The sequence below is a fragment of the Citrobacter sp. TBCS-15 genome (genome assembly GCF_005280815.1).
Taxonomy (GTDB): domain Bacteria; phylum Pseudomonadota; class Gammaproteobacteria; order Enterobacterales; family Enterobacteriaceae; genus Citrobacter; species Citrobacter werkmanii.
Genome location: NZ_SZWK01000120.1, coordinates 1 through 24390, shown reverse-complemented (window position 1 = coordinate 24390; position 24390 = coordinate 1). Strand labels below are relative to the sequence as shown.

Annotated in this window: 21 protein-coding genes; 11 read left to right on the top strand and 10 right to left on the bottom strand. The window is 53.4% G+C overall.

The window, feature by feature from the left end; all coding sequences use genetic code 11:
- The first annotated feature begins 315 nt into the window (after window positions 1-315).
- The 8 genes from FDW96_RS11155 (at window position 316) to FDW96_RS11120 (ending at window position 6862) form a co-directional block, all read left to right on the top strand.
- Window positions 316-1269, top strand: a complete 954-nt coding sequence (locus FDW96_RS11155; RefSeq protein ID WP_061382703.1) for a sugar-binding transcriptional regulator — start codon at window positions 316-318, stop codon at window positions 1267-1269.
- 70 nt (window positions 1270-1339) lie between these two features.
- Window positions 1340-2146: an SDR family oxidoreductase gene (locus FDW96_RS11150; protein ID WP_061382704.1), complete on the top strand. Its 807-nt coding sequence runs from the start codon at window positions 1340-1342 to the stop codon at window positions 2144-2146.
- A gap of 9 nt (window positions 2147-2155) precedes the next feature.
- On the top strand, window positions 2156-2563 hold the full coding sequence (locus FDW96_RS11145; RefSeq protein WP_137365705.1) for a mannose/fructose/sorbose PTS transporter subunit IIA: 408 nt from the start codon (window positions 2156-2158) through the stop codon (window positions 2561-2563).
- Window positions 2563-3057 (top strand): mannose/fructose/sorbose PTS transporter subunit IIB, encoded by a 495-nt coding sequence (locus tag FDW96_RS11140; RefSeq protein WP_032942075.1) that lies wholly within the window; start codon window positions 2563-2565, stop codon window positions 3055-3057. The genes FDW96_RS11145 and FDW96_RS11140 overlap by 1 nt, the downstream gene beginning before the upstream one ends.
- A gap of 65 nt (window positions 3058-3122) precedes the next feature.
- The gene (locus FDW96_RS11135) at window positions 3123-3920 is read left to right on the top strand and encodes a PTS mannose/fructose/sorbose transporter subunit IIC (protein WP_137365704.1); all 798 of its coding nucleotides are present in this window, start codon (window positions 3123-3125) and stop codon (window positions 3918-3920) included.
- Window positions 3921-3931: 11 nt separating this feature from the next.
- Window positions 3932-4756 carry a PTS system mannose/fructose/sorbose family transporter subunit IID gene (locus FDW96_RS11130; RefSeq protein ID WP_042313051.1) on the top strand — a complete coding sequence of 275 codons (825 nt, stop codon included), beginning with the start codon at window positions 3932-3934 and terminating at the stop codon, window positions 4754-4756.
- A 68-nt stretch (window positions 4757-4824) separates the two neighbouring features.
- Window positions 4825-6048, top strand: a complete 1224-nt coding sequence (gene sorE, locus FDW96_RS11125) for an L-sorbose 1-phosphate reductase (protein ID WP_042313054.1) — start codon at window positions 4825-4827, stop codon at window positions 6046-6048.
- 1 nt (window position 6049) lies between these two features.
- The gene (locus tag FDW96_RS11120; RefSeq protein ID WP_042313056.1) at window positions 6050-6862 is read left to right on the top strand and encodes a shikimate 5-dehydrogenase; all 813 of its coding nucleotides are present in this window, start codon (window positions 6050-6052) and stop codon (window positions 6860-6862) included.
- A 351-nt stretch (window positions 6863-7213) separates the two neighbouring features.
- Here FDW96_RS11120 and FDW96_RS11110 read toward each other — a convergent pair whose 3' ends face one another.
- The 4 genes from FDW96_RS11110 to FDW96_RS11095 all read right to left on the bottom strand — a co-directional run bounded on the left by FDW96_RS11110 (window position 7214) and on the right by FDW96_RS11095 (window position 10186).
- Window positions 7214-7834, bottom strand: coding sequence for a histidine phosphatase family protein (locus FDW96_RS11110; protein ID WP_042313085.1), 621 nt, complete (start codon window positions 7832-7834; stop codon window positions 7214-7216).
- Window positions 7835-8093: 259 nt separating this feature from the next.
- The gene (gene arsC / locus FDW96_RS11105; RefSeq protein WP_042313059.1) at window positions 8094-8519 is read right to left on the bottom strand and encodes a glutaredoxin-dependent arsenate reductase; all 426 of its coding nucleotides are present in this window, start codon (window positions 8517-8519) and stop codon (window positions 8094-8096) included.
- 12 nt (window positions 8520-8531) lie between these two features.
- On the bottom strand, window positions 8532-9821 hold the full coding sequence (locus FDW96_RS11100; RefSeq protein ID WP_042313061.1) for an arsenic transporter: 1290 nt from the start codon (window positions 9819-9821) through the stop codon (window positions 8532-8534).
- A 44-nt stretch (window positions 9822-9865) separates the two neighbouring features.
- Window positions 9866-10186, bottom strand: coding sequence for a transcriptional regulator (locus FDW96_RS11095; RefSeq protein WP_061382710.1), 321 nt, complete (start codon window positions 10184-10186; stop codon window positions 9866-9868).
- A 218-nt stretch (window positions 10187-10404) separates the two neighbouring features.
- Here FDW96_RS11095 and pepE point away from each other — a divergent pair, with 218 nt between their 5' ends.
- On the top strand, window positions 10405-11094 hold the full coding sequence (pepE, locus tag FDW96_RS11090; protein ID WP_032942056.1) for a dipeptidase PepE: 690 nt from the start codon (window positions 10405-10407) through the stop codon (window positions 11092-11094).
- Window positions 11095-11221: 127 nt separating this feature from the next.
- Here the strand turns inward: pepE and FDW96_RS11085 are convergent, their stop codons facing one another.
- Window positions 11222-12850 (bottom strand): Na/Pi cotransporter family protein, encoded by a 1629-nt coding sequence (locus tag FDW96_RS11085; RefSeq protein ID WP_038636190.1) that lies wholly within the window; start codon window positions 12848-12850, stop codon window positions 11222-11224.
- A 213-nt stretch (window positions 12851-13063) separates the two neighbouring features.
- Window positions 13064-16747, bottom strand: coding sequence for a methionine synthase (gene metH / locus FDW96_RS11080; RefSeq protein WP_137361098.1), 3684 nt, complete (start codon window positions 16745-16747; stop codon window positions 13064-13066).
- A gap of 195 nt (window positions 16748-16942) precedes the next feature.
- Here metH and iclR point away from each other — a divergent pair, with 195 nt between their 5' ends.
- Window positions 16943-17767, top strand: a complete 825-nt coding sequence (iclR, locus tag FDW96_RS11075) for a glyoxylate bypass operon transcriptional repressor IclR (RefSeq protein WP_038636184.1) — start codon at window positions 16943-16945, stop codon at window positions 17765-17767.
- Between the two features lie 44 nt (window positions 17768-17811).
- On the opposite strand, the gene aceK is transcribed toward iclR, so the two are convergent.
- The 4 genes from aceK to metA form a co-directional block, all read right to left on the bottom strand.
- The gene (gene aceK, locus FDW96_RS11070) at window positions 17812-19593 is read right to left on the bottom strand and encodes a bifunctional isocitrate dehydrogenase kinase/phosphatase (protein WP_137365703.1); all 1782 of its coding nucleotides are present in this window, start codon (window positions 19591-19593) and stop codon (window positions 17812-17814) included.
- Between the two features lie 102 nt (window positions 19594-19695).
- A complete protein-coding gene (aceA, locus tag FDW96_RS11065; protein WP_042313073.1) occupies window positions 19696-21000 on the bottom strand; it encodes an isocitrate lyase in 1305 nt (434 codons plus the stop codon).
- 31 nt (window positions 21001-21031) lie between these two features.
- Complete coding sequence (aceB, locus tag FDW96_RS11060; RefSeq protein WP_042313075.1) at window positions 21032-22633, bottom strand: malate synthase A; 1602 nt, start codon at window positions 22631-22633, stop codon at window positions 21032-21034.
- Window positions 22634-22901: 268 nt separating this feature from the next.
- A complete protein-coding gene (metA, locus tag FDW96_RS11055) occupies window positions 22902-23831 on the bottom strand; it encodes a homoserine O-succinyltransferase (RefSeq protein WP_042313076.1) in 930 nt (309 codons plus the stop codon).
- Window positions 23832-23988: 157 nt separating this feature from the next.
- On the opposite strand from metA, the gene FDW96_RS11050 reads away from it, so the two are divergent.
- Window positions 23989-24390 (top strand): acetyltransferase (locus FDW96_RS11050; protein WP_137365702.1); only part of this gene is annotated, 402 nt, incomplete at its 3' end.

Below are 24390 nucleotides of genomic sequence, written 5' to 3'. Positions count from 1 at the left end.
CTACCTTGTGGGCGATAAAAAATAATCGTGTTCAAATGCCCGAGCGCTATTTGTGATCCGCCCCACCTTTTGACACAAAAGTGTCGGTAATCCATATCTGCAATTTTGTTGGATGAAAACAAGCAGAATCAATACATTAGAGCAGCACGCACATCTGTGCCGACAACGCGCAATCTCCACATCAAATGTGCAACACAATCGTTCAGTTCTTAACGCTGAAATAAGTGAAAATAGCTTTGAGATGTGAAACAGATGGGGTTATATCAGATCAAGAAGGCAATTTCGTGATTTGCACAAATGTGCAGGAGTCCAAAAATGGCGACGGAAAACAGCGATGATATCCGCCTGATCGTAAAAATATCGCAGCTGTATTACGAACAGGATATGACACAAGCGCAAATCGCCCGCGAGCTGGGTATTTATCGCACCACGATCAGCCGGTTACTAAAACGTGGACGCGAGCAGGGTATCGTCACCATCGCCATTAATTACGACTACAACGAAAATCTGTGGCTGGAACAGCAGCTAAAACAGAAATTTGGCCTGAAAGAGGCGGTCGTAGTTTCCTGCGACAGCGAACAGGAAGATGAACAACTTAATATGATGGGCGTGCACGGCGCGCAGTTGCTGGAACGCTTACTGGAACCCGGCGACATTATTGGTTTTTCATGGGGTCGCGCGGTACGGGGATTGGTTGAAGGATTATCCCCGGCCAGCCAGTCACGCCAGCTGATCTGTGTGCCGATTATCGGCGGACCGTCCGGTAAACTTGAAAGCCGCTACCACGTCAATACGCTGACCTACGGTGCCGCGGCAAAGCTGAAAGGGGAATCACACCTGGCCGATTTCCCGGCACTGCTGGAAAACCCGCTGATCCGTAACGGCATTATGCAGTCCCGGCACTTCAAATCGATTTCCGCTTACTGGGATAATCTGGATGTCGCGCTGGTCGGAATTGGGTCTCCGGCAATACGCGATGGTGCCAACTGGCACGCTTTTTACGGCAGTGAAGAGAGTGATGACCTGCATGCCCGCCATGTCGCCGGAGACATTTGCTCGCGCTTTTACGATATCAACGGTGTGACCGTAGAGACCAGGATGAGTGAAAAGACGCTCGCCATCGAAACCGATAAATTAAAACAGGCACGTTACTCCATTGGTATTGCAATGGGTGAAGAAAAATACAGTGGGATATTAGGCGCATTACGTGGGAACTATATTAACTGTTTAGTCACTAACAGTCATACCGCTGAATTATTGTTGAAGTAAATAAATTCTAATTGGTCCTGCCATAATTAATTTTATGTGGGATCCCCTTATCTGAAATCGGGAGTTTATTATGCAAACGTGGTTAAACTTGCAGGACAAAGTCATTATTGTTACCGGTGGTGCATCCGGAATTGGCCTGGCCATTGTCGAGGAGCTATTAGCGCAAGGCGCTAATGTACAAATGGCGGATATTCATGGCGGAGAAGGTAAATATGACAGCCATAGCGGATATCATTTCTGGCCAACGGATATTTCCAGTGCCAAAGAGGTTAATCATACTGTTGCTGAAATTATCCAACGCTACGGACGTATTGATGGACTGGTAAATAATGCTGGCGTTAACTTCCCACGGCTACTGGTTGATGAAAAAGCACCCGCCGGGCAATACGAACTCAACGAAGCTGCTTTTGAAAAAATGGTTAATATCAACCAGAAAGGTGTGTTCTTAATGTCGCAAGCAACGGCACGCCAAATGGTAAAACAGCATAACGGCGTGATCGTTAATGTCTCTTCCGAAAGCGGGCTGGAAGGTTCAGAGGGCCAAAGCTGCTATGCCGCCACCAAAGCCGCGTTGAATAGCTTTACCCGCTCCTGGTCGAAAGAGTTGGGCAAACACGGCATTCGTGTGGTGGGAATTGCGCCTGGCATTCTGGAAAAAACCGGTCTGCGCACCCCCGAGTATGAAGAAGCGCTGGCCTGGACCCGCAACATCACCGTCGAACAGTTGCGTGAGGGTTATACCAAGAACGCGATCCCGATCGGTCGTTCAGGACGTTTAAGTGAAGTCGCTGATTTTGTTTGTTATCTCCTCTCAGAGCGCGCCAGTTATATCACCGGAGTAACCACTAACATTGCGGGCGGAAAAACGCGCGGCTAAGGAGGTTTTATGGTCAATGCAATCTTCTGTGCTCACGGCAATCTGGCCTGCGCCATGCTGGAATCGGTACAGATGGTCTACGGCGATGTCAACGTCGAAGCGGTGGCATTTGTCCCTGGGGAGAACGCCAGCAACATCGTGGGAAAGCTGGAAAAGTTAGTAAGTATTCACACTAGTGATGAATGGCTGATTGCCGTCGATCTGCAGTGTGGCAGTCCCTGGAATGCTGCCGCTTCGCTGGCAATGCAAAACCCCACCATTCGCGTCATTAGCGGGTTGTCGCTGCCATTAGCGCTGGAACTGGTAGACAACCAAAGCTGTATGAATGTGGATGAACTGTGCGAACACCTGACGACCATTGCTCAACAAACCTGTGTCGTCTGGCAACATCTGGAAACGACCGAAGAGGATTTCTGATGAACATTACCCTTGCTCGTATCGATGACCGCTTGATTCACGGTCAGGTCACCACCGTCTGGTCGAAGGTGGCGAATGCCCAACGAATTATTATTTGCAATGACGACGTTTATAACGATGAAGTCCGTCGAACATTATTACGTCAGGCAGCCCCGCCAGGAATGAAGGTTAACGTCGTTAATATCGAAAAGGCGGTCGCTGTGTACCATAACCCACAATATCAGAGCGAAACCGTTTTTTATTTGTTTACCCGCCCGCAGGATGCATTAGCAATGGTAAAACAAGGGGTAAAAATTGCCACGTTAAATATTGGCGGCATGGCCTGGCGACCAGGTAAAAAACAATTAACCAAAGCCGTTTCTTTAGACAGCGACGACATTAATGCGTTTCGTGAGTTAGATAAACTAGGCGTCACGCTGGATTTACGCGTCGTCGCATCCGATCCATCTATTAATATTCTCGAAAAAATAGAAGAACAATCTTTCGCTGAATAAATAAAAATGCCTGTGTACTTATGCTTTAACAGGCAGGGATGATCACATTCACAAGGTGACATATTATGGAAATAAGTACCCTACAAATTATCGCCATATTCCTATTTTCCTGTATTGCCGGAATGGGCAGCGTGCTGGATGAGTTCCAGACCCACCGTCCGCTGATCGCTTGTACCGTTATCGGACTGATTCTTGGTGATTTAAAAACCGGGATTATGCTCGGCGGCACGCTGGAGTTAATTGCTCTTGGCTGGATGAACGTCGGCGCAGCGCAGTCTCCCGATTCGGCGCTCGCCAGTATTATCTCCGCCATTCTGGTTATCGTCGGTCAGCAAAGCGTTGCGACCGGTATCGCCATCGCCCTGCCCGTCGCGGCGGCAGGTCAGGTACTAACCGTCTTTGCCCGTACCATCACCGTGGTGTTCCAGCACGCGGCGGATAAAGCAGCCGAAGAGGCCCGCTTTCGCACCATCGACATGCTGCACGTTTCCGCTCTCGGCGTACAGGCGCTGCGCGTTGCCATCCCTGCATTAATCGTCTCGCTGTTTGTCAGCGCCGATATGGTCAGCAATATGCTCAACGCCATTCCAGAATTCGTCACCCGCGGATTGCAGATTGCCGGTGGCTTTATCGTGGTGGTCGGTTACGCCATGGTGCTGCGCATGATGGGCGTGAAGTACCTGATGCCCTTCTTCTTCCTCGGATTTATTGCCGGAGGGTATCTCGATTTGAGCCTGCTGGCTTTCGGTGGGGTTGGCGTGATTATCGCGCTGGTCTACATCCAGTTGAACCCACAGTGGCGTAAAGCCGAACCGCAGGCGCAACCCGCCTCTTCTCAAGCTCTCGATCAGCTTGATGACTAATGGAGCCCACCATGGAACAGAAAAAACTGACCAAATCCGACCTGTTTAGCATGTTTGTTCGCTCCAACCTCCAGCAAGCGTCATTCAACTTTGAACGCATTCATGGGCTGGGCTTTTGCTACGACATGATCCCGGCTATTAAGCGCCTGTATCCACTGAAAGAGGACCAGGTTGCGGCCCTCAAGCGCCACCTGGTGTTCTTCAATACCACACCTGCCGTTTGCGGCCCGGTGATTGGCGTGACCGCCGCGATGGAAGAAGCCCGCGCGAACGGTGCGGAAATTGACGACGGGGCCATCAACGGCATCAAAGTTGGGCTGATGGGTCCGCTGGCCGGTGTTGGCGACCCGCTGGTATGGGGAACGCTGCGCCCGATTACCGCCGCGCTCGGCGCCTCGCTGGCGCTCTCCGGAAACATTCTCGGGCCACTATTGTTCTTCTTTCTTTTCAATGCAGTACGTCTTGCCATGAAGTGGTACGGCTTACAGCTTGGCTTTCGTAAAGGGGTCAATATCGTCAGCGACATGGGCGGCAACCTGCTGCAAAAACTGACCGAAGGCGCATCAATTCTTGGCCTGTTTGTGATGGGGGTACTGGTCACCAAATGGACCAGCATCAACGTGCCGCTGGTGGTATCGCAAACGCCTGGCGCAGACGGCGCCACCGTCACCATGACCGTGCAGAACATCCTCGACCAACTCTGTCCTGGCCTGCTGGCGCTGGGTCTGACGCTGCTGATGGTACGGCTGCTCAACAAGAAAATTAATCCGGTATGGCTGATCTTCGCCCTGTTTGCGCTGGGGATTATCGGCAACGCGCTGGGCTTCCTGTCCTGATTTTTCCGCCCCGGCGATGCTGGGGCTACTTCAACAAATTGTCCTCGAAAGAGGAAGAGGTGGTAACAATGCAAACAACAACAGCTTTACGCCTTTATGGTAAACGCGATCTGCGCCTGGAAACCTTCGACCTTCCCGAAATGCAGGACGATGAAATTCTGGCCTCGGTCGTGACCGACAGCCTGTGCCTTTCTTCCTGGAAAGAGGCTAACCAGGGCGAGAACCACAAAAAAGTGCCGGATGATGTGGCCACCAACCCGATCATCATTGGCCACGAGTTCTGCGGCGATATTATTGCCGTGGGGAAAAAATGGCAGCATAAGTTTCAGCCCGGCCAACGCTATGTCATTCAGGCTAACCTGCAACTGCCGGATCGCCCGGACTGTCCCGGCTACTCCTTCCCGTGGGTAGGCGGTGAAGCCACGCACGTCATCATTCCTGATGAAGTCATGGAGCAGGACTGCTTGTTGGCCTACGAAGGCGAAACCTATTTTGAAGGCTCGCTGGTTGAGCCACTATCCTGCGTGATTGGCGCATTCAACGCCAACTATCACCTGCAGGAAGGCACTTATAACCATAAGATGGGCATTCGTCCGCAGGGGCGCACGTTAATCCTCGGCGGTACCGGACCAATGGGACTACTGGCGATCGACTATGCACTGCATGGCCCGGTTAACCCTGCGCTGCTTGTGGTAACCGACACCAATAACGACAAGTTGAGCTACGCCCGCAAGCACTATCCATCAGAACCACAAACGTTAATCCACTATCTCCACGCCCAGGATGCGGCTTATGATACCTTGATGGCGTTGAGCGGCGGGCATGGATTTGATGACATCTTTGTGTTTGTGCCCAACGAAGGGCTGGTCACGCTGGCCTCTTCCCTGCTGGCTGCCGATGGCTGCATGAACTTCTTTGCCGGTCCGCAGGATAAGCAGTTTAGCGCGCCGATTAACTTCTACGACGTGCACTACGCCTTCACCCATTATGTTGGGACATCTGGCGGCAATACCGACGATATGCGCACAGCGGTAAAACTGATCGAAGAGAAGAAAGTTCAGGCAGCAAAAGTGGTGACGCACATTCTGGGGCTGAATGCGGCTGGTGAAACAACGCTGGAATTGCCGCAAGTCGGTGGCGGTAAAAAACTGGTTTACACCGGCAAAGCCTTACCATTAACCGCGCTCACCCAGATTGATGATCCAGCCTTGCGCGATATCCTGGAGCGTCATCAGGGGATTTGGTCGCAGGAAGCCGAACAGTACATATTGTCTCACGCCGAGGAGATTTAACATGATTAACCGCGACACCCAGTTGTGCATGTCGCTTGCCGGTCGGCCCGGTAACTTTGGCACGCGCTTTCACAACTATCTGTATGAAAAATTAGGGTTAAATTTTATCTATAAAGCCTTTACTACGCAGGATATTGAGGCCGCAGTGAAAGGCGTTCGCGCACTCGAAATTCGCGGCTGTGCGGTTTCTATGCCGTTTAAAGAGAGCTGCATGCCGTTTCTGGATGTCATCGATCCTTCCGCAAAAGTCATTGATTCCGTCAACACCATCGTCAATGACAACGGTACGCTGGCAGGATTTAACACCGACTACATTGCGGTAAAAAGCCTGATTGCCAGCCACCAGCTCAATAGCAGCGCACGCGTCATAATTCGCGGCAGCGGTGGAATGGGTAAAGCGGTTATCGCCGCGTTTCGCGATGCCGGTTTTCACGATGTGATCGTCGCCGCCCGCAATCGTGAGAGCGGCCCGGCGCTGGCAAAACAGTACGGTTTCCAGTGGCAGCCTCAGCCGGAAGGGATTGCCTGCGATATTCTGGTCAACGTGACGCCCGTCGGTATGGCTGGCGGTAAAGAGAGCGATGAACTGGCCTACAGCGAAGCGATGGTCGCTGCCGCCAGCGTGGTGTTTGACGTGGTCGCCCTGCCGCCGGAAACACCGGTAATCAAACTGGCACAACAATTAGGTAAAAAGACCATCAGCGGTGCAGAGGTGATTGCCTTACAGGCCGTAGAGCAGTTCGCCTTGTATACCGGCGTACGCCCGGATGACGCGCTAATCGCCGAAGCGGCAGAATTTGCGCGGGCGGGGTAAAGAAGCAGGAGCTGAGCGCCAAGGATGGGCGCTCTAAAATAGCCATTAAGCAGGAAATCAATCGCATCTCGAAGTTCTGCCCTGTTTGCGGTCAGGTCTCTCACACAGTTACCCATATTCTTCACAGGTATGCCTGTCATCATGTGTCATCACCAAGCAGGATGACGATGGATCGTTGGCAGCCTGGATTAAACGCGTGGTTAGAAAAGAGCTGAAGCAGAAAGAGATTGAAGTCTGGTGGCCGGAATTCTGTATCGTTTTCTGAAGATCTGTTTAGAGCGGGGAGCTGACATTGTGCTTAAATAATGATGACTCTGGCAGGATGGGTTTTCAATGATTGAAAGGTAGCCACTAATTCAGGTGACGTAAATGTGTAGCAATCCCCCACTTTAGGCCGATACATTTTCCATTAATCAGGTCGATAACAGAATAACTTGCATTGGGGTGAGCATAGCGAGGGAAACTATTGACAGTCCCTTCTTTAAGAATTGCCAGAGTGCCCTGACTGACATGCCCGTGAGACACAATACATATTGTTTGTTGATGTGATGAGGTATCTTCCAGGTTTTGTAAAAAACGCATAACTCGCTGAGAAGCATGCGCCAGTGACTCCCCCCCAGGTGGACAATACTCTGCATCAAGCCTGAATAACGCATTTGCATCGTTCGGATGTTTTTGTCTGAGTAGTTCTAACGGCATACCTTCAAACTGACCAAAGGCCTGCTCTTTAAGGGCCGGTTCAGCCGTCAATGAACAGCGAAAGTGTTCAGCCAGGCTTTGCCCCATTTGCCAGGCACGTCCAAGCGGAGAAGCGTAAACACGCTCTATTTGATACTCACTTGCACTAAACGCTGCTAGTAGGACGGATGTTTCACGCAAACCCCGACAGGTCAAGGAGCTATCGCTGTGCCCCTGAATAATTCCTTCCAAATTCCACTCTGTTTCTGCGTGTCGAACAAGTATCAATTTCATCGTTAGCGGGCCATGCTCGTTGTTGATCAAAATGCCCCAACTGCGCGATGTCAAACACATACCGTTGAAGCAGCGGAAGGCTTTCCTGCTTTGGAAATAATGAACAAGTGTAGCTTATTGCCGTTATGCAGCGCCTCTGGGTGTGAGGCGCTGAATTTTATCCGTAGTTAACTTCCGCTTATGGCACAGAGCGGACGTACTGGGTGAGTCGGACGCCCGCATAACGTTAACAGGCGTCCAATATTTTGAAGTGGGCCGATTACTTAACCCGCTTCCCCGTTTCGTCAATGACCTTCTCGCCATCCTCTTTGGTAAACGTTCCTTTCTGACCTTCCGGCAGAATATCCAACACTCTTTCTGAAGGGCGACAAAGACGAGTGCCGAGCGGCGTAACGACTACCGGCCGATTAATCAGGATCGGATGTTGAAGCATGAAATCAATCAACTGCTCATCACTAAATTTCTCTTCATCAAGACCCAGGTGTTCGTAAGGCTCAACATTCTTACGCAGTAATGCACGCACCGTAATTCCCATTTCTGAAATAAGTTTAATCAGCTCATCACGGGTCGGTGGCGTATCGAGATAATAAATTATCGTCGGTTCGTTGCCGCTGTTACGGATCATCTCCAGCGTGTTACGAGAAGTGCCGCAGGCAGGGTTGTGATAGATGGTAATGTTGCTCATATCTGTATCTCATTACAAAGTGAGGGAGAGCCGTAACGCCAGCGCGGCCAAAGTGACAAACAGCACGGGCAGAGTCATGATAATGCCGGTGCGGAAGTAATATCCCCAGGTAATCGTTATATTTTTCTGGGCAAGCACATGCAGCCAAAGCAGGGTTGCCAGACTGCCAATGGGAGTGATTTTCGGACCTAAATCGCAGCCAATCACATTGGCATAAATCATTGCCTCTTTGACGATGCCAGTCGCCGTACTCCCGTCAATCGACAGCGCGCCAATCAGTACCGTCGGCATATTATTCATCACCGATGACAGGAACGCGGTCAGGAAACCGGTGCCGAACGTTGCTGCCCATAACCCCTTTTCTGCCAGCAGGTTCAGCACGTCAGACAGATACTCCGTGAGCCCTGCATTGCGCAGGCCATAGACTACCAGGTACATGCCCAGCGAAAAAATAACGATCTGCCATGGCGCACCGCGCAGGACTTTTCCGGTGTTGATGGCATGACCTCTTTTCGCCACTATAAACAGTACTGCTGCGCCAGTAGCCGCTATCGCACTGACCGGGATCCCCAGAGGCTCCAGCACAAAGAAACCGACAAGCAGCAATAACAGGACAATCCAGCCCGCCTTGAACGTTGCCGGATCCTTTATCACACTGGCGGGCGTCTTCAGCAGAGAAACGTCATACGTCGCCGGAATGTCCCTGCGGAAGAAGAGATGCAGCATGACCAGCGTGGCCGCAATCGCTGCCACATCTACGGGGATCATAACGGAGGCATACTGCGTAAAGCCCAGACCGAAAAAGTCCGCCGAGACGATGTTCACCAGGTTAGAAACAATGAGCGGCAGGCTGGCCGTATCTGCAATAAACCCTGCAGCCATGACAAAGGCCAATGTCGTGCCCTGGCTGAATCCCAGTGCGAGCAGCATCGCAATTACAATCGGCGTCAGGATCAGTGCGGCGCCGTCATTGGCAAACAACGCAGCAACAGCGGCCCCAAGCAAGACTATCCACGTAAACAAAAGGCGGCCACGTCCGTTACCCCAGCGGGAGACGTGCAGTGCGGCCCATTCAAAGAAGCCGGACTCATCGAGCAGCAGGCTGATGATGATGACCGCAATAAATGCCGCTGTCGCGTTCCAGACGATATTCCAGACAACGGGAATATCAGCGATATGGATGACTCCGGTTCCCAGCGCCAACGCAGCTCCGATACTCGCGCTCCAGCCAATACTCAGGCCTCTGGGTTGCCAGATCACCAGTACCAGCGTCAGTAAAAATATACTCCCTGCCAAAAACATTTCAAACTCCGTTATATATGATTATGTGAATATGTTTTTCTGCCTCAACAGGAGGTACAGGCCGACTTTGCCAACCATTCTCGCACATCCTTCCGAAGGCACTGCCAGGACATCGTGATTGTCTCAGCGGCCCACGCAGGAATATGAGGTGACAGACGATAGTGAATCCATTTGCCTTCCCGACGATCCAGAACTAGCCCAGACTCGCGAAGGATAGCCATATGGCGTGATATTTTGGGCTGTGATTGGGCGGTAGCTGCACAGATATCGCACACGCACAGTTCTCCGGACTCCCGCAGAAGCATGACAATGGCGAGCCGTGTTTCATCCGACAGGATTTTGAAAAGCTGAACAGGTTGTAGCATTTTCCTCTCCGTTCCTTTTAGAGAACACATATGGTAAATCATATATATTAATTTTGAAATCATCTGCGCTCTCGGGAGGAGAAAAATAATTGACACTTAAAAAATAGTCTCAGCTTCTATCTCCTCCCTTCCAACATCGTGAGCCATATCAGGAAGGCGTTAAATCGATAGTGGTAGCATTACCGCGGTTTGTAATTTTCTGATTACATGGAGAAATGATGGAACTGCTTTTATTGAGTAACTCGACGCTGCCGGGCAAAGGCTGGATGGAACATGCGCTGCCGCTGATCGCAGAGCAACTGAACGGTCGCCGCACGGCGGTGTTTATTCCATTTGCCGGCGTGACGCAAACCTGGGATGAGTACACGGCGAAAACGGCAGCCATCTTTGCGCCAATGGGCGTTAACGTTACTGGCATTCATACCGTTGCCGATCCGATTGCAGCCATTGAAAACGCCGAACTGGTGATTGTCGGCGGGGGTAACACCTTCCAGTTGCTGAAAGAGAGCCGCGAGCGCGGACTGCTGGCGCCGATTGTCGATGTCGTCAAACGCGGTGCGCTGTACATCGGCTGGAGCGCGGGTTCCAACCTTGCCTGCCAGACCATCCGCACCACCAACGACATGCCGATTGTCGATCCAAAAGGCTTTGATGCGCTGGGTCTTTTCCCGCTGCAGATTAACCCGCACTTCACCAACGCGCTGCCGGAAGGCCATAAAGGCGAAACGCGTGAACAGCGTATTCGCGAGCTGTTGGTTGTGGCACCGGAACTGACGGTGATTGGTCTGCCGGAAGGGAACTGGATCAAAGTGAGCAACGGTCAATCCGTGCTTGGCGGCCCAAACACCACCTATATCTTTAAAGCGGGCGAAGAAGCGGTTGCCGTTGAGGCGGGTCACTGCTTTTAGTTGGTTTGTTGTCTGATGCCGGATGGTGGCTTCGCCTTATCCGGCATCAAAGTAGACGACAACATTGACGGTTATCCGTAGGCCCGGTAAGCATCAGCGCCACCGGGCAACATTTCACCTGTCCTCGTTAGTACTCGCGCTCGTCGTCTTCATCCGGCTGTTCCAGCACACTGTAAGCCACAGAGCAAAATAGCGAGTTCAGACGCTGCATATCACCCAGCAACGCCAGGTGCAGGGAACTGGTCTCAATGCTCTGCACGTTCTGCTGATGCAGACGATCCACGTGCGCATGTGAATAACGACGGTTAAGGATGCGGAAACGGTGCTTGCTGCGGCGCAGACGACGGGCGCTGGTCACGTCGCCAGAGAAGAATACCGACATCGCCAGTTGCAGATTACTGAGCAGTTGATCGTACAGTGCATCAAGTTCTTTCAGCCCTTCGACAGAGAATGCCCGACGCGCTGCCAGCGACTTGTCGGCAATCTCGCTGCCCATACGCTCAACAATATCCGAAGCCTGTTCAAGGTTGAGCGACATTTCGATAATCTCAGCCCAACGGCGCGACTCTTCTTCTGCCAGTTCATCCTTTGGCATCCGCGCCAGATAGAGCTTAATCGCCGTATACAGCACGTTGATATCATCTGCCATCCTGCGCAACTCTTTCTCTTCACGCGGTTCACCGTGCATCACCTTCTTTAGCCCGTCCATCATCTGCTCCATCGCATCGCCAATACGCAGGGCTTCACGGGCGGCATTGGCCAGGGCCAGGGTTGGGGTATCCAGTGCGCTGATGTCCAGATGCTTAGGCTTCAGGTGGGCGTCCAGTTCCGGCTCATCACGGATAATACGTTTACAAAAACGCGCCATCGGTTCGGCGAACGGCACCATCGCTATACAACGTACCAGGTTGTAGAAAACATGGAAATAAATGACCAGCTCAGATTTCGGCAGCGGCAGTTCATCCATAAGATTCGCCAACGGATGAACAAACGGCAGGATAATCAGACTCCCCACCAGCTTAAACAACAAGCTGCCTAGTGCCACGCGACGGGCAGCAGCGTTAGCCGCGCTATTGTTGAGCATCGCCAGCAGGCCGGAGCCAAGGTTGGCGCCAATCACCAGGCACAACGCGACTGGAAACGAGATAATGCTGGCAGCGGTCAGGGTTGCCGTCAGCAAAACCGCCGCCAGGCTGGAGTAACTGATAACCGCGAACATGGCGCCAATCAGCGCATCCAGCATAATATCGCCGGTCAGCGAGGCGAAAATAACCTGGACGCCATTAGCCTGAGTTATCGGCGTGACCGCCTGCACAATCAGCTCCAGCGCCAGTAAAATCAACCCCAGCCCGATGCCAACCCGCCCCAGTTGCCCCACGCGGGACTGCTTACGCCCGAGAAAAAAGATCACGCCGATGAAAATCAGCAGTGGCGATAGCCATGAGAGATCGAAGGTCAGGATACGCGCCATCAGCGCGGTCCCCACGTCGGCGCCCAGCACAATGACCAGCGCCGGGGTAAGCGCCACGAGATCCTGGGCGACAAATGAGGTCACCAGCATGGTGGTGGCGTTGCTGCTTTGTACCAGCGCCGTCACGCCGATACCCGCACAAAAGGCGAGCGGCTTCTTTTCAACGCTACGGCTGAGTACGGTACGCAAACGGGCGCCAAAGACGCGCATCACGCCGGTACGCACAATATGTGTGCCCCAAACCAGCATAGAGACAGCAGAAAGCAGGTGTAACAGAGTTAGCACGGAATCAGGTTCTCCTTATCGTTATATGTTCCTGAAGTTCATCGCAATGACATACCGCCTGAGGACGCTACGCTTATCAGGCCTACAAAAATGAGCCATCCGGCAAGCAGTGCCGATGAACGTTCTTTCAGTATAAGGGTTTAAACGTAAGAAAGAGACAGGGCACTCATTGAGTGCCCTGTTTGTTGTAAAGAAAGATGACAGTTTTGTGAATCAGTCAGCGTCGTAGCCGAGGTTTGGCGCTAACCAACGTTCAACTTCCGCCACGCTCATGCCTTTACGGAAGGCGTAATCTTCAACCTGATCGCGCTGAATTTGCGCCACGGCGTAATACTTGCTGTCAGGATGGCTGAAATACCAGCCGGAAACCGAGGCGCCAGGCCACATGGCGAAGGATTCGGTGAGCTTCATCCCGGTATGTGCTTCGACGTCCAGCAGCTCCCAGATGGTGGCCTTTTCGGTATGTTCCGGGCACGCCGGGTAGCCCGGTGCCGGACGAATGCCCTGGTAGTTTTCGCGGATCAGCTCTTCGTTACTGAGGTTCTCGTTCGCCGCATAACCCCAGTAGACTTTACGCACGCGCTCATGCAGATATTCCGCGAACGCTTCCGCCAGACGGTCAGCGATGGCTTTCACCATGATCTTGTTGTAGTCGTCATGCTGCGCTTCGAAGGCGTCTGCCAGCGCATCCTCCTCCAGACCGCCGGTCACCGCGAAAGCACCGATGTAATCCGCTTTGCCGCTCAGTTTCGGCGCGACAAAGTCAGAGAGGCAGTAGTTGGCGAAGCCGACTTTTTCCGTCTGCTGGCGCAGGTGATGACTCACGCTGATAACGTGCGTACGCGTCTCGTCACGGTAAATCTCGATATCGTCACCCACGCGGTTAGCCGGGAACAACCCCACCACGCCGCGCGGGTTCAGGGTCTTCTCAGCGCTGAGTTTATCCAGCATGTCGTTGGCGTCTTTGAACAGGCGCTTCGCCTCTTCGCCCACCACTTCATCTTCGAGGATGCGCGGATACTTCCCGGCCAGCGACCAGGTCATAAAGAACGGCGTCCAGTCGATGTAATTGCGCAGCGTTTCGATGCTGGCCTCGACTTCCTGCACGCCTAAACGATGCGCGACCGGCGGCGTGTAGCTTTCCCAGTCGAAGGCAAGATCGTTATCACGTGCGGCCTGTAACGTTACCGGCGGCGTACGAGGTTTCTTACGCGCATGCTGGATGCGCACGGTTTCATACTCTTTACGGGTACGGGCGACAAAGTCATCGCGCTGGGTGTCGGAGAGCAGCGCGGCGACTACGCCGACGGTCCGCGAGGCGTTCTGCACATAAACCGTCGGGCCGCTGTAGTTCTGCTCAATTTTCACCGCGGTGTGCGCTTTTGAGGTGGTCGCGCCGCCAATCAGCAATGGGATGGTGAAGCCCTGACGCTCCATCTCTTTCGCCACGTTGACCATTTCGTCCAGCGACGGGGTGATAAGCCCGGAAAGGCCAATCAGATCGGCATTCACTTCACGCGCCGTTCTGAGGATTTTCTCCGCGGGCACCATCACGCCAAGATCGACGATTTCGTAGTTGTTGCATTGCAGCACCACGCCGACGATGTTCTTGCCAATGTCGTGAACGTCGCCCTTCACGGTGGCGATGACCATCTTGCCGTTGCTGGAGCCTTTCTCTTTACTGGCTTCGATATACGGTTCGAGGTAAGCCACTGCCTGCTTCATCACGCGGGCGGATTTCACCACCTGCGGCAGGAACATTTTGCCCTCGCCGAACAAGTCGCCGACCACGTTCATGCCGTCCATCAGCGGCCCTTCGATCACCTCAATCGGGCGTTCGGCCTGCTGGCGCGCTTCTTCTGTGTCGAGCTCGATAAATTCGGTAATGCCTTTCACCAGCGAGTATTCAAGGCGCTTTTTCACGTCCCAACTACGCCACTCCGCCATCTGGGCATTCGCGGTGTCGTCGGTTTTACTGCCGCGATATTTCTCCGCCAGCTCCAGCAGACGCTCGGTACCATCTTCACGTCGGTTGAGGATCACATCTTCAACCGCGTCGCGCAGTTCAGTCGGGAGATCGTCATAAATCGCCAGCTGTCCGGCGTTGACGATGCCCATGTCCATCCCGTTGCGAATCGCATAGTAGAGGAATACCGCGTGGATAGCTTCACGTACCGGGTCGTTGCCGCGGAACGAGAAGGAAACGTTAGACACGCCGCCGGAAATCAGCGCGTGCGGCAGCTCGCGTTTGATGTCCTCACAGGCGCCGATAAAGTCCTGCGCGTAGTTGTTGTGCTCTTCAATACCGGTGGCGACGGCGAAAATATTCGGGTCGAAGATGATGTCTTCCGGCGGAAAACCCACCTCTTCGGTGAGAATTTTGTACGCCCGGCGGCAAATCTCGATTTTACGCGCGCGGGTATCGGCCTGGCCCTGCTCGTCAAAAGCCATCACCACCACCGCAGCACCGTAGCGACGCAGCAGCTTCGCGTGATGGATAAAGGTCTCCACCCCCTCTTTCATCGAGATGGAGTTAACGATGCCTTTACCCTGAATGCACTTCAGCCCTTTTTCGATGACTTCCCATTTGGAGGAGTCGATCATAATCGGCACGCGGGCAATGTCCGGCTCGCCAGCAATCAGGTTGAGGAAGCGCACCATCGCCGCTTCGGCGTCGAGCATCCCCTCATCCATGTTGATGTCGATAATCTGCGCGCCGCTTTCCACCTGCTGGCGGGCGACGTCCAGCGCTTCGCTGTATTTCTCTTCTTTGATCAGACGCTTAAATTTCGCTGAGCCGGTGACGTTAGTACGTTCGCCGACGTTAACAAACAGGCTATCGTCGCCAATGTTCAGCGGTTCAAGGCCGGACAGTCGGCAGGCCACCGGGATTTCTGGCAACTTGCGCGGCGGTAAACCTTCTACCGCCCGGCTCATCGCGGCGATATGTTCCGGCGTGGTGCCGCAACAACCGCCAACCACATTGAGGAAACCAGCCTCGGCCCATTCGCGAATCTGTGTCGCCATGGTGTCGGCGTCGAGGTCGTACTCGCCGAAGGCGTTCGGCAGCCCGGCGTTCGGGTGCGCGGTGACGTAGCATTCGGCAATGCGTGACAGCTCCTGCACGTACTGGCGCAGCTCGTCCGGGCCTAAGGCGCAGTTCAGACCGAAGGTCAGCGCATCGGCGTGACGCAATGAGTTATAGAACGCTTCGGTGGTCTGGCCGGAAAGCGTACGCCCGGAGGCGTCGGTAATGGTACCGGAAAGCATAATCGGCAGCTCGACGCCCAGCGCTTCGAACTCGGTTTTTACCGCGAAAATAGCGGCTTTAGCATTGAGGGTATCGAAGACGGTTTCAATCAGAATCAGGTCGCTGCCGCCTTCCACCAGCGCTTTGGTGGATTCGCGGTAGGCAGCCACCAGTTGGTCAAAGGTAATGTTGCGGTATGCCGGGTCGTTGACGTCGGGTGAGATAGAGGCCGTACGGTTGGTTGGACCAAGCACGCCCGCGACATAGCGCGGTTTTTCCGGCGTGCGTGCCGTCCACTCATCTGCGCAAGCGCGCGCCAGTTTAGCTGCCGCAAAGTTGATTTCCGCCGACAGGGATTCCATCTGGTAATCCGCCATGGCGATAGTCGTGGAGTTAAAGGTGTTGGTTTCGATGATATCCGCGCCCGCCTCAAAGTAGGCGTTATGGATCGCGGCAATCACCTCCGGCTTGCTGAGCACCAGCAGGTCGTTGTTGCCCTTCAGGTCGCAGGGCCAGTCGGCGAAGCGCTCGCCGCGGAAATCCTCTTCGCTCAGACGATATCCCTGGATCATGGTGCCCATCCCGCCGTCCAGCACCAGAATACGTTCATTTAACTGCTGACGTAATTGTTCTACTTTGCTGCTCACACTCGCTCCCGACAACGCTCAACCAGACCGAAAAAAACTCAACAGGTCATACTGGCACAAACCTGAGAGGCGGAAAAGAGAACAACGGCCAACATGAGACATGTTCAGCTTCACTCATCCGATCAGTACAGGAATTCTTGCATTATAATCGAATAAAACGAAAATGATTTCCACGATACAGAAAAGGAGTCCGCCATGGTTGCCCCTGTCCCCGCTAAACGCGGTAGAAAACCCGCCGCTGCCACTACGCCTGCAACCGGGCAGGTTCAGTCTTTGACCCGGGGTCTGAAGCTACTGGAGTGGATTGCGGAATCCAACGGCAGCGTGGCGCTAACCGAGCTGGCGCAGCAGGCCGGTCTGCCCAACTCCACGACTCATCGTCTGCTGACCACCATGCAGCAGCAGGGTTTTGTCCGCCAGGTGGGCGAATTAGGCCACTGGGCCGTGGGCGCGCATGCGTTTATTGTCGGCAGCAGCTTTTTGCAAAGCCGCAATCTGCTGGCGATTGTGCACCCTATTCTGCGCAAACTAATGGAAGATTCGGGTGAGACGGTAAACCTCGCCGTACTGGATCAAAGCGACCATCAGGCCATTATTATCGACCAGGTGCAGTGCACCCAGTTGATGCGCATGTCTGCGCCTATCGGCGGCAAGCTGCCGATGCACGCCTCCGGCGCGGGCAAGGCATTTTTATCTCAATTGAGTGAAGAACAGGTTACCGGCCTGCTGCACCGCAAAGGGCTGCACGCGTATACCCATGCCACGCTGGTGTCGCCGGTCCATCTGAAAGAGGATTTGGCGCAGACGCGTAAGCGCGGCTATTCCTTTGATGATGAAGAACACGCGCTGGGCCTGCGCTGCGTGGCGTCGTGCATTTATGATGAACACCGTGAGCCGTTCGCCGCCATCTCCATTTCCGGGCCAATTTCACGTATTACCGATGACCGCGTGACCGAGTTTGGCGCAATGGCGATCAAAGCAGCGAAAGAAGTCACGCTGGCGTACGGCGGGTTTAGATAAGCAAGGGTTGGGACTGATTTGTTAACATGATAAGCGCAGCGCCATCAGGCGCGGCGTACATTGTCGGATGGCGGCGCAAAGGCCTTATCTGGCCGACGGTCGGTTTCATAACGTACGCTAAACCGCTGCCGACGACGGTAAGCGTAAACATCTTCCACGTGCCCTTCACGGATCCGCGTTTGCAGCCCTCGCCAGTAGTCGGCGCTGAACAGGTCGGCGTGCATCTCCTCAAACAGCGGCCCGATGCGCGGGTCGGCACATAGCCAGTGACGAAACTCTTCCGGGAAGACATCCCCCGGCGACACGCTGTACCACGGTTCAGCGCTCATCTCATCCTCTGGGTAGCGCGGCGGTGGGATATGGCGGAAATTCACCTCCGTCATATAGCAAATTTCATCGTAGTCGTAGAACACCACGCGCCCGTGGCGGGTAACGCCAAAGTTCTTAAACAGCATATCTCCCGGGAAAATATTGGCGGCGGCCAGCTGACGAATGGCGTTGCCGTACTCTTCTATCGCGTCGCGCAGCTGCTGGCCTTCGACCTGCTCCAGCCAGATATTCAGCGGCACCATGCGCCGTTCGATATACAGATGGCGAATAACAATCTGATCGCCGAGATCGGTAATTTTTTCCGGCGCTTCCTGTAGCAGCAGGGCCATCAGCGCCGGGTCGATTTGCCGTTTATCCAGTACAAAGTTTTCAAACTCCTGGGTATCGGCCATGCGCCCGACGCGGTCGTGCTCTTTCACCAGCTGGTAGCAGGCGCGGACGTGCGCGGCGGACATCTCCTTTTGCGGCGCAAATTTGTCTTTGATGATTTTAAACACCCGGTCGAAGCCCGGTAGGGTAAACACCAGCATCACCATGCCGCGGATCCCCGGCGCTTCGATAAATTGCTCATCGCAATCAGCGAGATAGAGCAGATACTCGCGGTAGCTTTCAGTCTTCGCATGTTTCTGACAGCCAATCGCCATATACAATTCAGCGGTGGTTTTACCGGGCAGGATCTCGCGCAGCCACTCCACTAACGCCGCGGGCAGCGGGGCATAAACCATAAAATAGGAACGGGCAAAGCCAAACACAATGCTCGCTTCCGCCGTCGTGGTCAGACAGGTATCGACAAACAGTTCGCCTTCGTCAGTCCGGTGGATTGGCAATAAAAACGGCAGCGTCCCGGAAGGGGTAATCAGCTTACCGACCAGCCAGGCGGCCTTATTGCGATAAAACAGTTCGTTCGCCACCTGTAAATGACAGCGCGGCAACACATCCGCACCCAGCGTTTCGGTCAGGTGTTCGATGATGTAGTGGATATCACGATGTTTATTCTGCCACGGTAGACGCAGAGGCAGATCGCTGAGGACGCGGGTGAGCAGCCACTCCCAGCCGGTATCAGGAAAAAAGTCTTTCGCCAGCGGGCGGGGGATCGTGCGAAAACGGCGCTCTGGCTGAGAGCTAAAAATAAACAGCCGCTCGGGAGTCAGCGAGCGGTGGTCAAATAACCGGCAGTAAACGGAGTTAAAGAAGCTCTCCGCAATCTCGAAGCGCGGATAATCCGGCAAGAGCCGGGTGTAATGATCTTTCACGCGGAGCAAAAAATCCGCGTCGGTACTTTTGCCGTCAGTAATGCAGCGCAGCTGTTCCACCACCAGACCCACATGGTGATCGTAAAGGTGAATACGGCTTTTCATCGCCTGCTGAACCTCATGCCAGTCGGCATGTTCAAAACGCTGCTGCGCGCCGGAGGTGACTTCCAGAAAACGCCCGTACTGGGCGTCGAAACCTTGCAAGATAGTCTGAGCAATCAGTAATTCCAGGCCACGCGTCATCGATTTCTCCCATCCGGCACAACGTCATGCCGGATGGCGCATGCGCTTTTCCGGCCTACATCCCTTCGTAGGCCCGGCAAGCGCAGCGCCACCGGGCATTGATCAGAACTGCGATTCTTCGGTGGAACCCGTTAACGCGGTAACGGAAGAGGCGCCGCCCTGAATGATGGTGGTAACTTTATCGAAGTACCCGGTACCCACTTCCTGCTGGTGGGACACGAAGGTGTAACCGTCTTTTGCCGCCGCAAATTCTGGCTGCTGAACCTTCTCAACATAGTGGCGCATGCCTTCACCCTGCGCATAGGAGTGCGCGAGGTCGAACATGTTGAACCACATGCTGTGAATACCCGCCAGGGTAATGAACTGGTATTTATAGCCCATGTCCGACAACTGCTGCTGGAAGCTGGCAATGGTTTTATCATCCAGATTTTTCTGCCAGTTAAACGACGGCGAACAGTTGTAGGCCAGCAGTTTACCTGGGAATTTCGCATGAATGGCATCGGCAAAGCGCTTCGCCAGTTCGAGGTCTGGTGTGGAAGTTTCACACCACACCAGATCCGCATACGGCGCGTAGGCCAGACCGCGGCTGATCGCCTGCTCAATACCAGCATGTGTACGGAAGAAGCCTTCGCAGGTACGTTCGCCAGTAATGAACTCGCTGTCGTAGGCATCGCAGTCAGAGGTAATCAAATCAGCTGCGTCAGCATCGGTACGCGCAATCACCAGCGTCGGCACGCCCATTACGTCGGCTGCCAGACGGGCAGCCACCAGTTTCTGGATAGCTTCCTGAGTCGGCACCAGCACCTTACCGCCCATGTGACCGCATTTTTTCACTGATGCGAGCTGATCTTCGAAGTGAACGGCTGCTGCACCAGCCTCAATCATCGATTTCATCAGTTCAAACGCGTTCAGAACCCCGCCAAAGCCCGCTTCCGCATCAGCAACGATCGGCAGGAAGTAATCCACGTAGCGCGGATCGTTCGGCTCAATACCACTTGACCATTGGATCTGATCCGCACGACGGAAAGTATTGTTGATCCGATCCACCACTGCCGGGACGGAGTTCGCCGGATACAGCGATTGATCCGGATACATGCTGGAGGCCAGGTTAGCATCTGCCGCTACCTGCCAGCCAGAAAGGTAGACCGCTTCAATACCGGCTTTCGCTTGTTGCAGCGCCTGGCCGCCGGTCAGCGCGCCGAGGCTGTTGATATACCCTTTCTTCGACTCACCGTGCAGCAGACGCCACATTTTCGCCGCGCCAAGCTGCGCCAGCGTGCATTCCGGGTTGACCGAGCCACGTAATTTCACCACATCCTCCGCGCTATACGGACGGGTGATGCCTTCCCAGCGCGGTTGAGTCCACTCTTTCTGTAATTCTTCGATTTGTTGAGTACGGGTTTTCATGTGCAGATGCTCCATATTGTTATGTGGTGAGTTAAGCCAGCAGGCGGTAACCTGGCAGGGTCAAGAAATCGATCAGTTCATCAGAGGTCGTGATTTGCTCCATCAGGCGCGCGGCATCGTCAAAACGCCCGCTGCTGTAGCGGTGCTCGCCCAGTTCGTCCTGAATCACCAACATCTCTTCGGCCAGCATCTGGCGGAACAGCGGTTTGGTCACCGGCTTGCCGTTGCTGAGCGTCTTCTGGTGGTGGATCCACTGCCAGATGGAGGTGCGGGAGATTTCGGCGGTGGCCGCATCTTCCATCAGACCGTAAATCGGTACGCAGCCGTTACCGGAGATCCACGCCTCGATGTACTGCACCGCGACACGGATGTTGGCGCGCATACCCTCTTCGGTACGCTCACCGTCACAAGGCGCCAGCAGCTGTTCAGCGGTAATTGGCGCATCTTCTTCACGCGTCACAAACAGCTGATTTTTGTTTTCTCCGAGCACGTCGTTGAATACCGTCATTGCGGTATCTGCCAGGCCCGGATGGGCAATCCATGTACCATCATGACCGTTATTCGCTTCCAGCGCTTTATCCGCTTTTACCTTGGTCAGAACCTGGTTGTTACGCTCGGCATCTTTACTGGGAATGAACGCAGCCATGCCGCCCATCGCAAACGCGCCGCGTTTGTGACAGGTTTTAATCAACAGACGCGAGTAGGCGCTGAGGAATGGCTTATCCATCGTCACTACCTGACGGTCCGGCAGCACGCGATCCGGGTGGTTCTTCAGGGTTTTGATATAGCTGAAAATGTAATCCCAGCGGCCACAGTTCAGGCCCACAATATGGTCACGCAACGCGTGCAGAATTTCGTCCATCTGGAAAACAGCGGGCAACGTTTCAATCAGCAGGGTCGCTTTGATAGTGCCGCGCGGCAGATTAAAGCGGTCCTCTGCATAGCTGAACACCTCACTCCACCAGGCAGCTTCTTGCCAGGCCTGCGTTTTTGGCAGATAGAAATACGGGCCACTGCCTTTTGCCAGCAACGCTTTATAGTTGTGGAAGAAGTAGAGTGCAAAATCGAACAGGCTGCCCGGGATGGATTCGCCACGCCAGGTGACGTGTTTTTCCGGCAGATGCAGACCGCGCACACGACACACCAATAAAGCTGGATTGGGTTTGAGTTGATAAATTTTACCCGCTTCGTTGGTGTAACTAATGGTGCCATTGACCGCATCGCGCAGGTTGATCTGCCCGTCGATAACTTTGCTCCACTCAGGGGCCAGCGAATCTTCAAAGTCAGCCATAAAGACTTTGACGTTCGCGTTCAGCGCGTTGATGACCATCTTGCGCTCAACCGGGCCGGTAATCTCTACGCGGCGATCCAGTAAATCATCAGGAATACCGCGAATTTTCCAGTCGCCCTCGCGAATGGAAGCTGTTTCCGAAATAAAATCAGGCAACTTACCGTTATCAATATCCTGCTGCTGCTGGATCCGCGCAGCCAGAAGCTTATTCCGCTTAGGCGTAAATCTTGTCACCAGTTCAGTCAGAAACTCCACCGCTTCTCCGGTCAGAATTTGCTGTTCTTGTTCGCCGCGCGGCCTGGTAAAGACCAGTTCATCGGTTGTCGTTGCCTGTTGATTCATTGCGTAGTTCCTCGTCAGTGATCCAAACACATCCCCAATGCGAACGAAGGATCGTTGTGCGGTTTTCGTTCAGCACAACTAAGACTACTCATTTAAATCTCAAAATCAAAAACAATTTCCATTTTTAATTTAATTATCAATTAACCTATTGATAACAATATAAATAAAATTTCATTACACATTGAGGTGCGTTTCGGAAATAAAAAAGGCACCCGAAGGTGCCTGATTCAACATGCTGAAACGCTTAAGGATCGTCTGCTACAGAAGATTAATCCAGCGTTGGATTCATGTGACGCAGATCATATGGCGTGATCTGGTAGACGTAATAGTTGAGCCAGTTGGTAAACAACAGATTGCCATGGCTACGCCAGGTTGCCCGCGGTTTGTTTTGCGGGTCATCTTTCGGGAAGTAGTTATAGGGTACTTCCGGGGATAAGCCCGCTTCAACGTCACGAAAATATTCGCTACCAAGCGTGTGCGCGTCATATTCCGGATGACCCGTCACAAAGGCAATGCGTTTATCTTTACTGGCGAACAGATAGGCATCGCCCTCTTCCGTTTCGGCAAAAATCTCGAGATCGGTATAGTCGCGGATAAGTGCTGCAGGGAAATCGGCATAGCGCGAATGAGGGGCCAAAAACGCGTCATCAAATCCGCGCGTCAGCAACGCATGAGGATGCAGAATATGATGCTCATACACGCCGGAGAGTTTGTCCGTGCGGGTTTGTTTGGGAATGCCATAAAGGATATTCAATGCGGCTTGCACCGCCCAACAGACAAACAGCGTCGAGGTAACGTGATCTTTTGCCCATTCAAGCACTTGCTTAATCTGCGGCCAGTAAGCCACGTCATTAAACTCAACCAGACCCAGCGGTGCCCCTGTAACAATCAGTCCATCAAAGTTCTGATCGCAGATATCCTCGAAATTACAGTAAAAGTTATTCAGATGCTCCGTTGGGGTGTTGCGTGACTCGCGGGCATCGATGCGCAATAGCTGAACATCTACCTGTAGCGGTGAGTTAGACAATAAACGCAGGAACTGGTTTTCCGTTTCAATCTTCTTCGGCATCAGGTTAAGGATGAGCACCTTCAGTGGACGAATTTCCTGACCGGAAGCGCGGGAGGTCGTCATGACAAAGACGTTTTCCTCACGCAAGAAATTGACGGCGGGTAGCTCGTCCTGCACGCGAATTGGCATAACCTGATAACCTCACTACATACGTTTAAACGTTTAGACATCCAGACAGCTGAAGATACCCAGGAATCATGCGAATGTCGAGCCTGCATCCTCAAGTTGAGAAAGTTTCACGGCTCCTTGCTGTAGAATAGTGCAGTAAAGAAAAAAGGAGAATGCTATGACCATTACCATTCGTCGTTCGCGCCAGGACGAAGGAGACAAGTTAGTTTCTATTTGGTGTCGCTCAGTAGATGCCACGCACCATTTCCTCTCTGCGGATTATCGAATTGAGCTGGAGGAGCTGGTACGTTCATTTTTACCAGAAGCCCCTCTATGGGTTGCAGTAACAGGGCAGGATGAGCCAGTCGCCTTTATGCTCCTGACCGATCAGCATATAGATGCCCTGTTTGTCGATCCGGATGTGCGTGGTAGTGGCGTTGGTAAGCTGCTGATTGAACATGCTTTATCAATGAGTTCCACGTTAACAACTAACGTTAATGAACAGAATGAGCAAGCGGTTGGATTCTATAAGAAGATGGGATTCAGCGTGACGGGACGTACAGAGGTGGACGATCTTGGG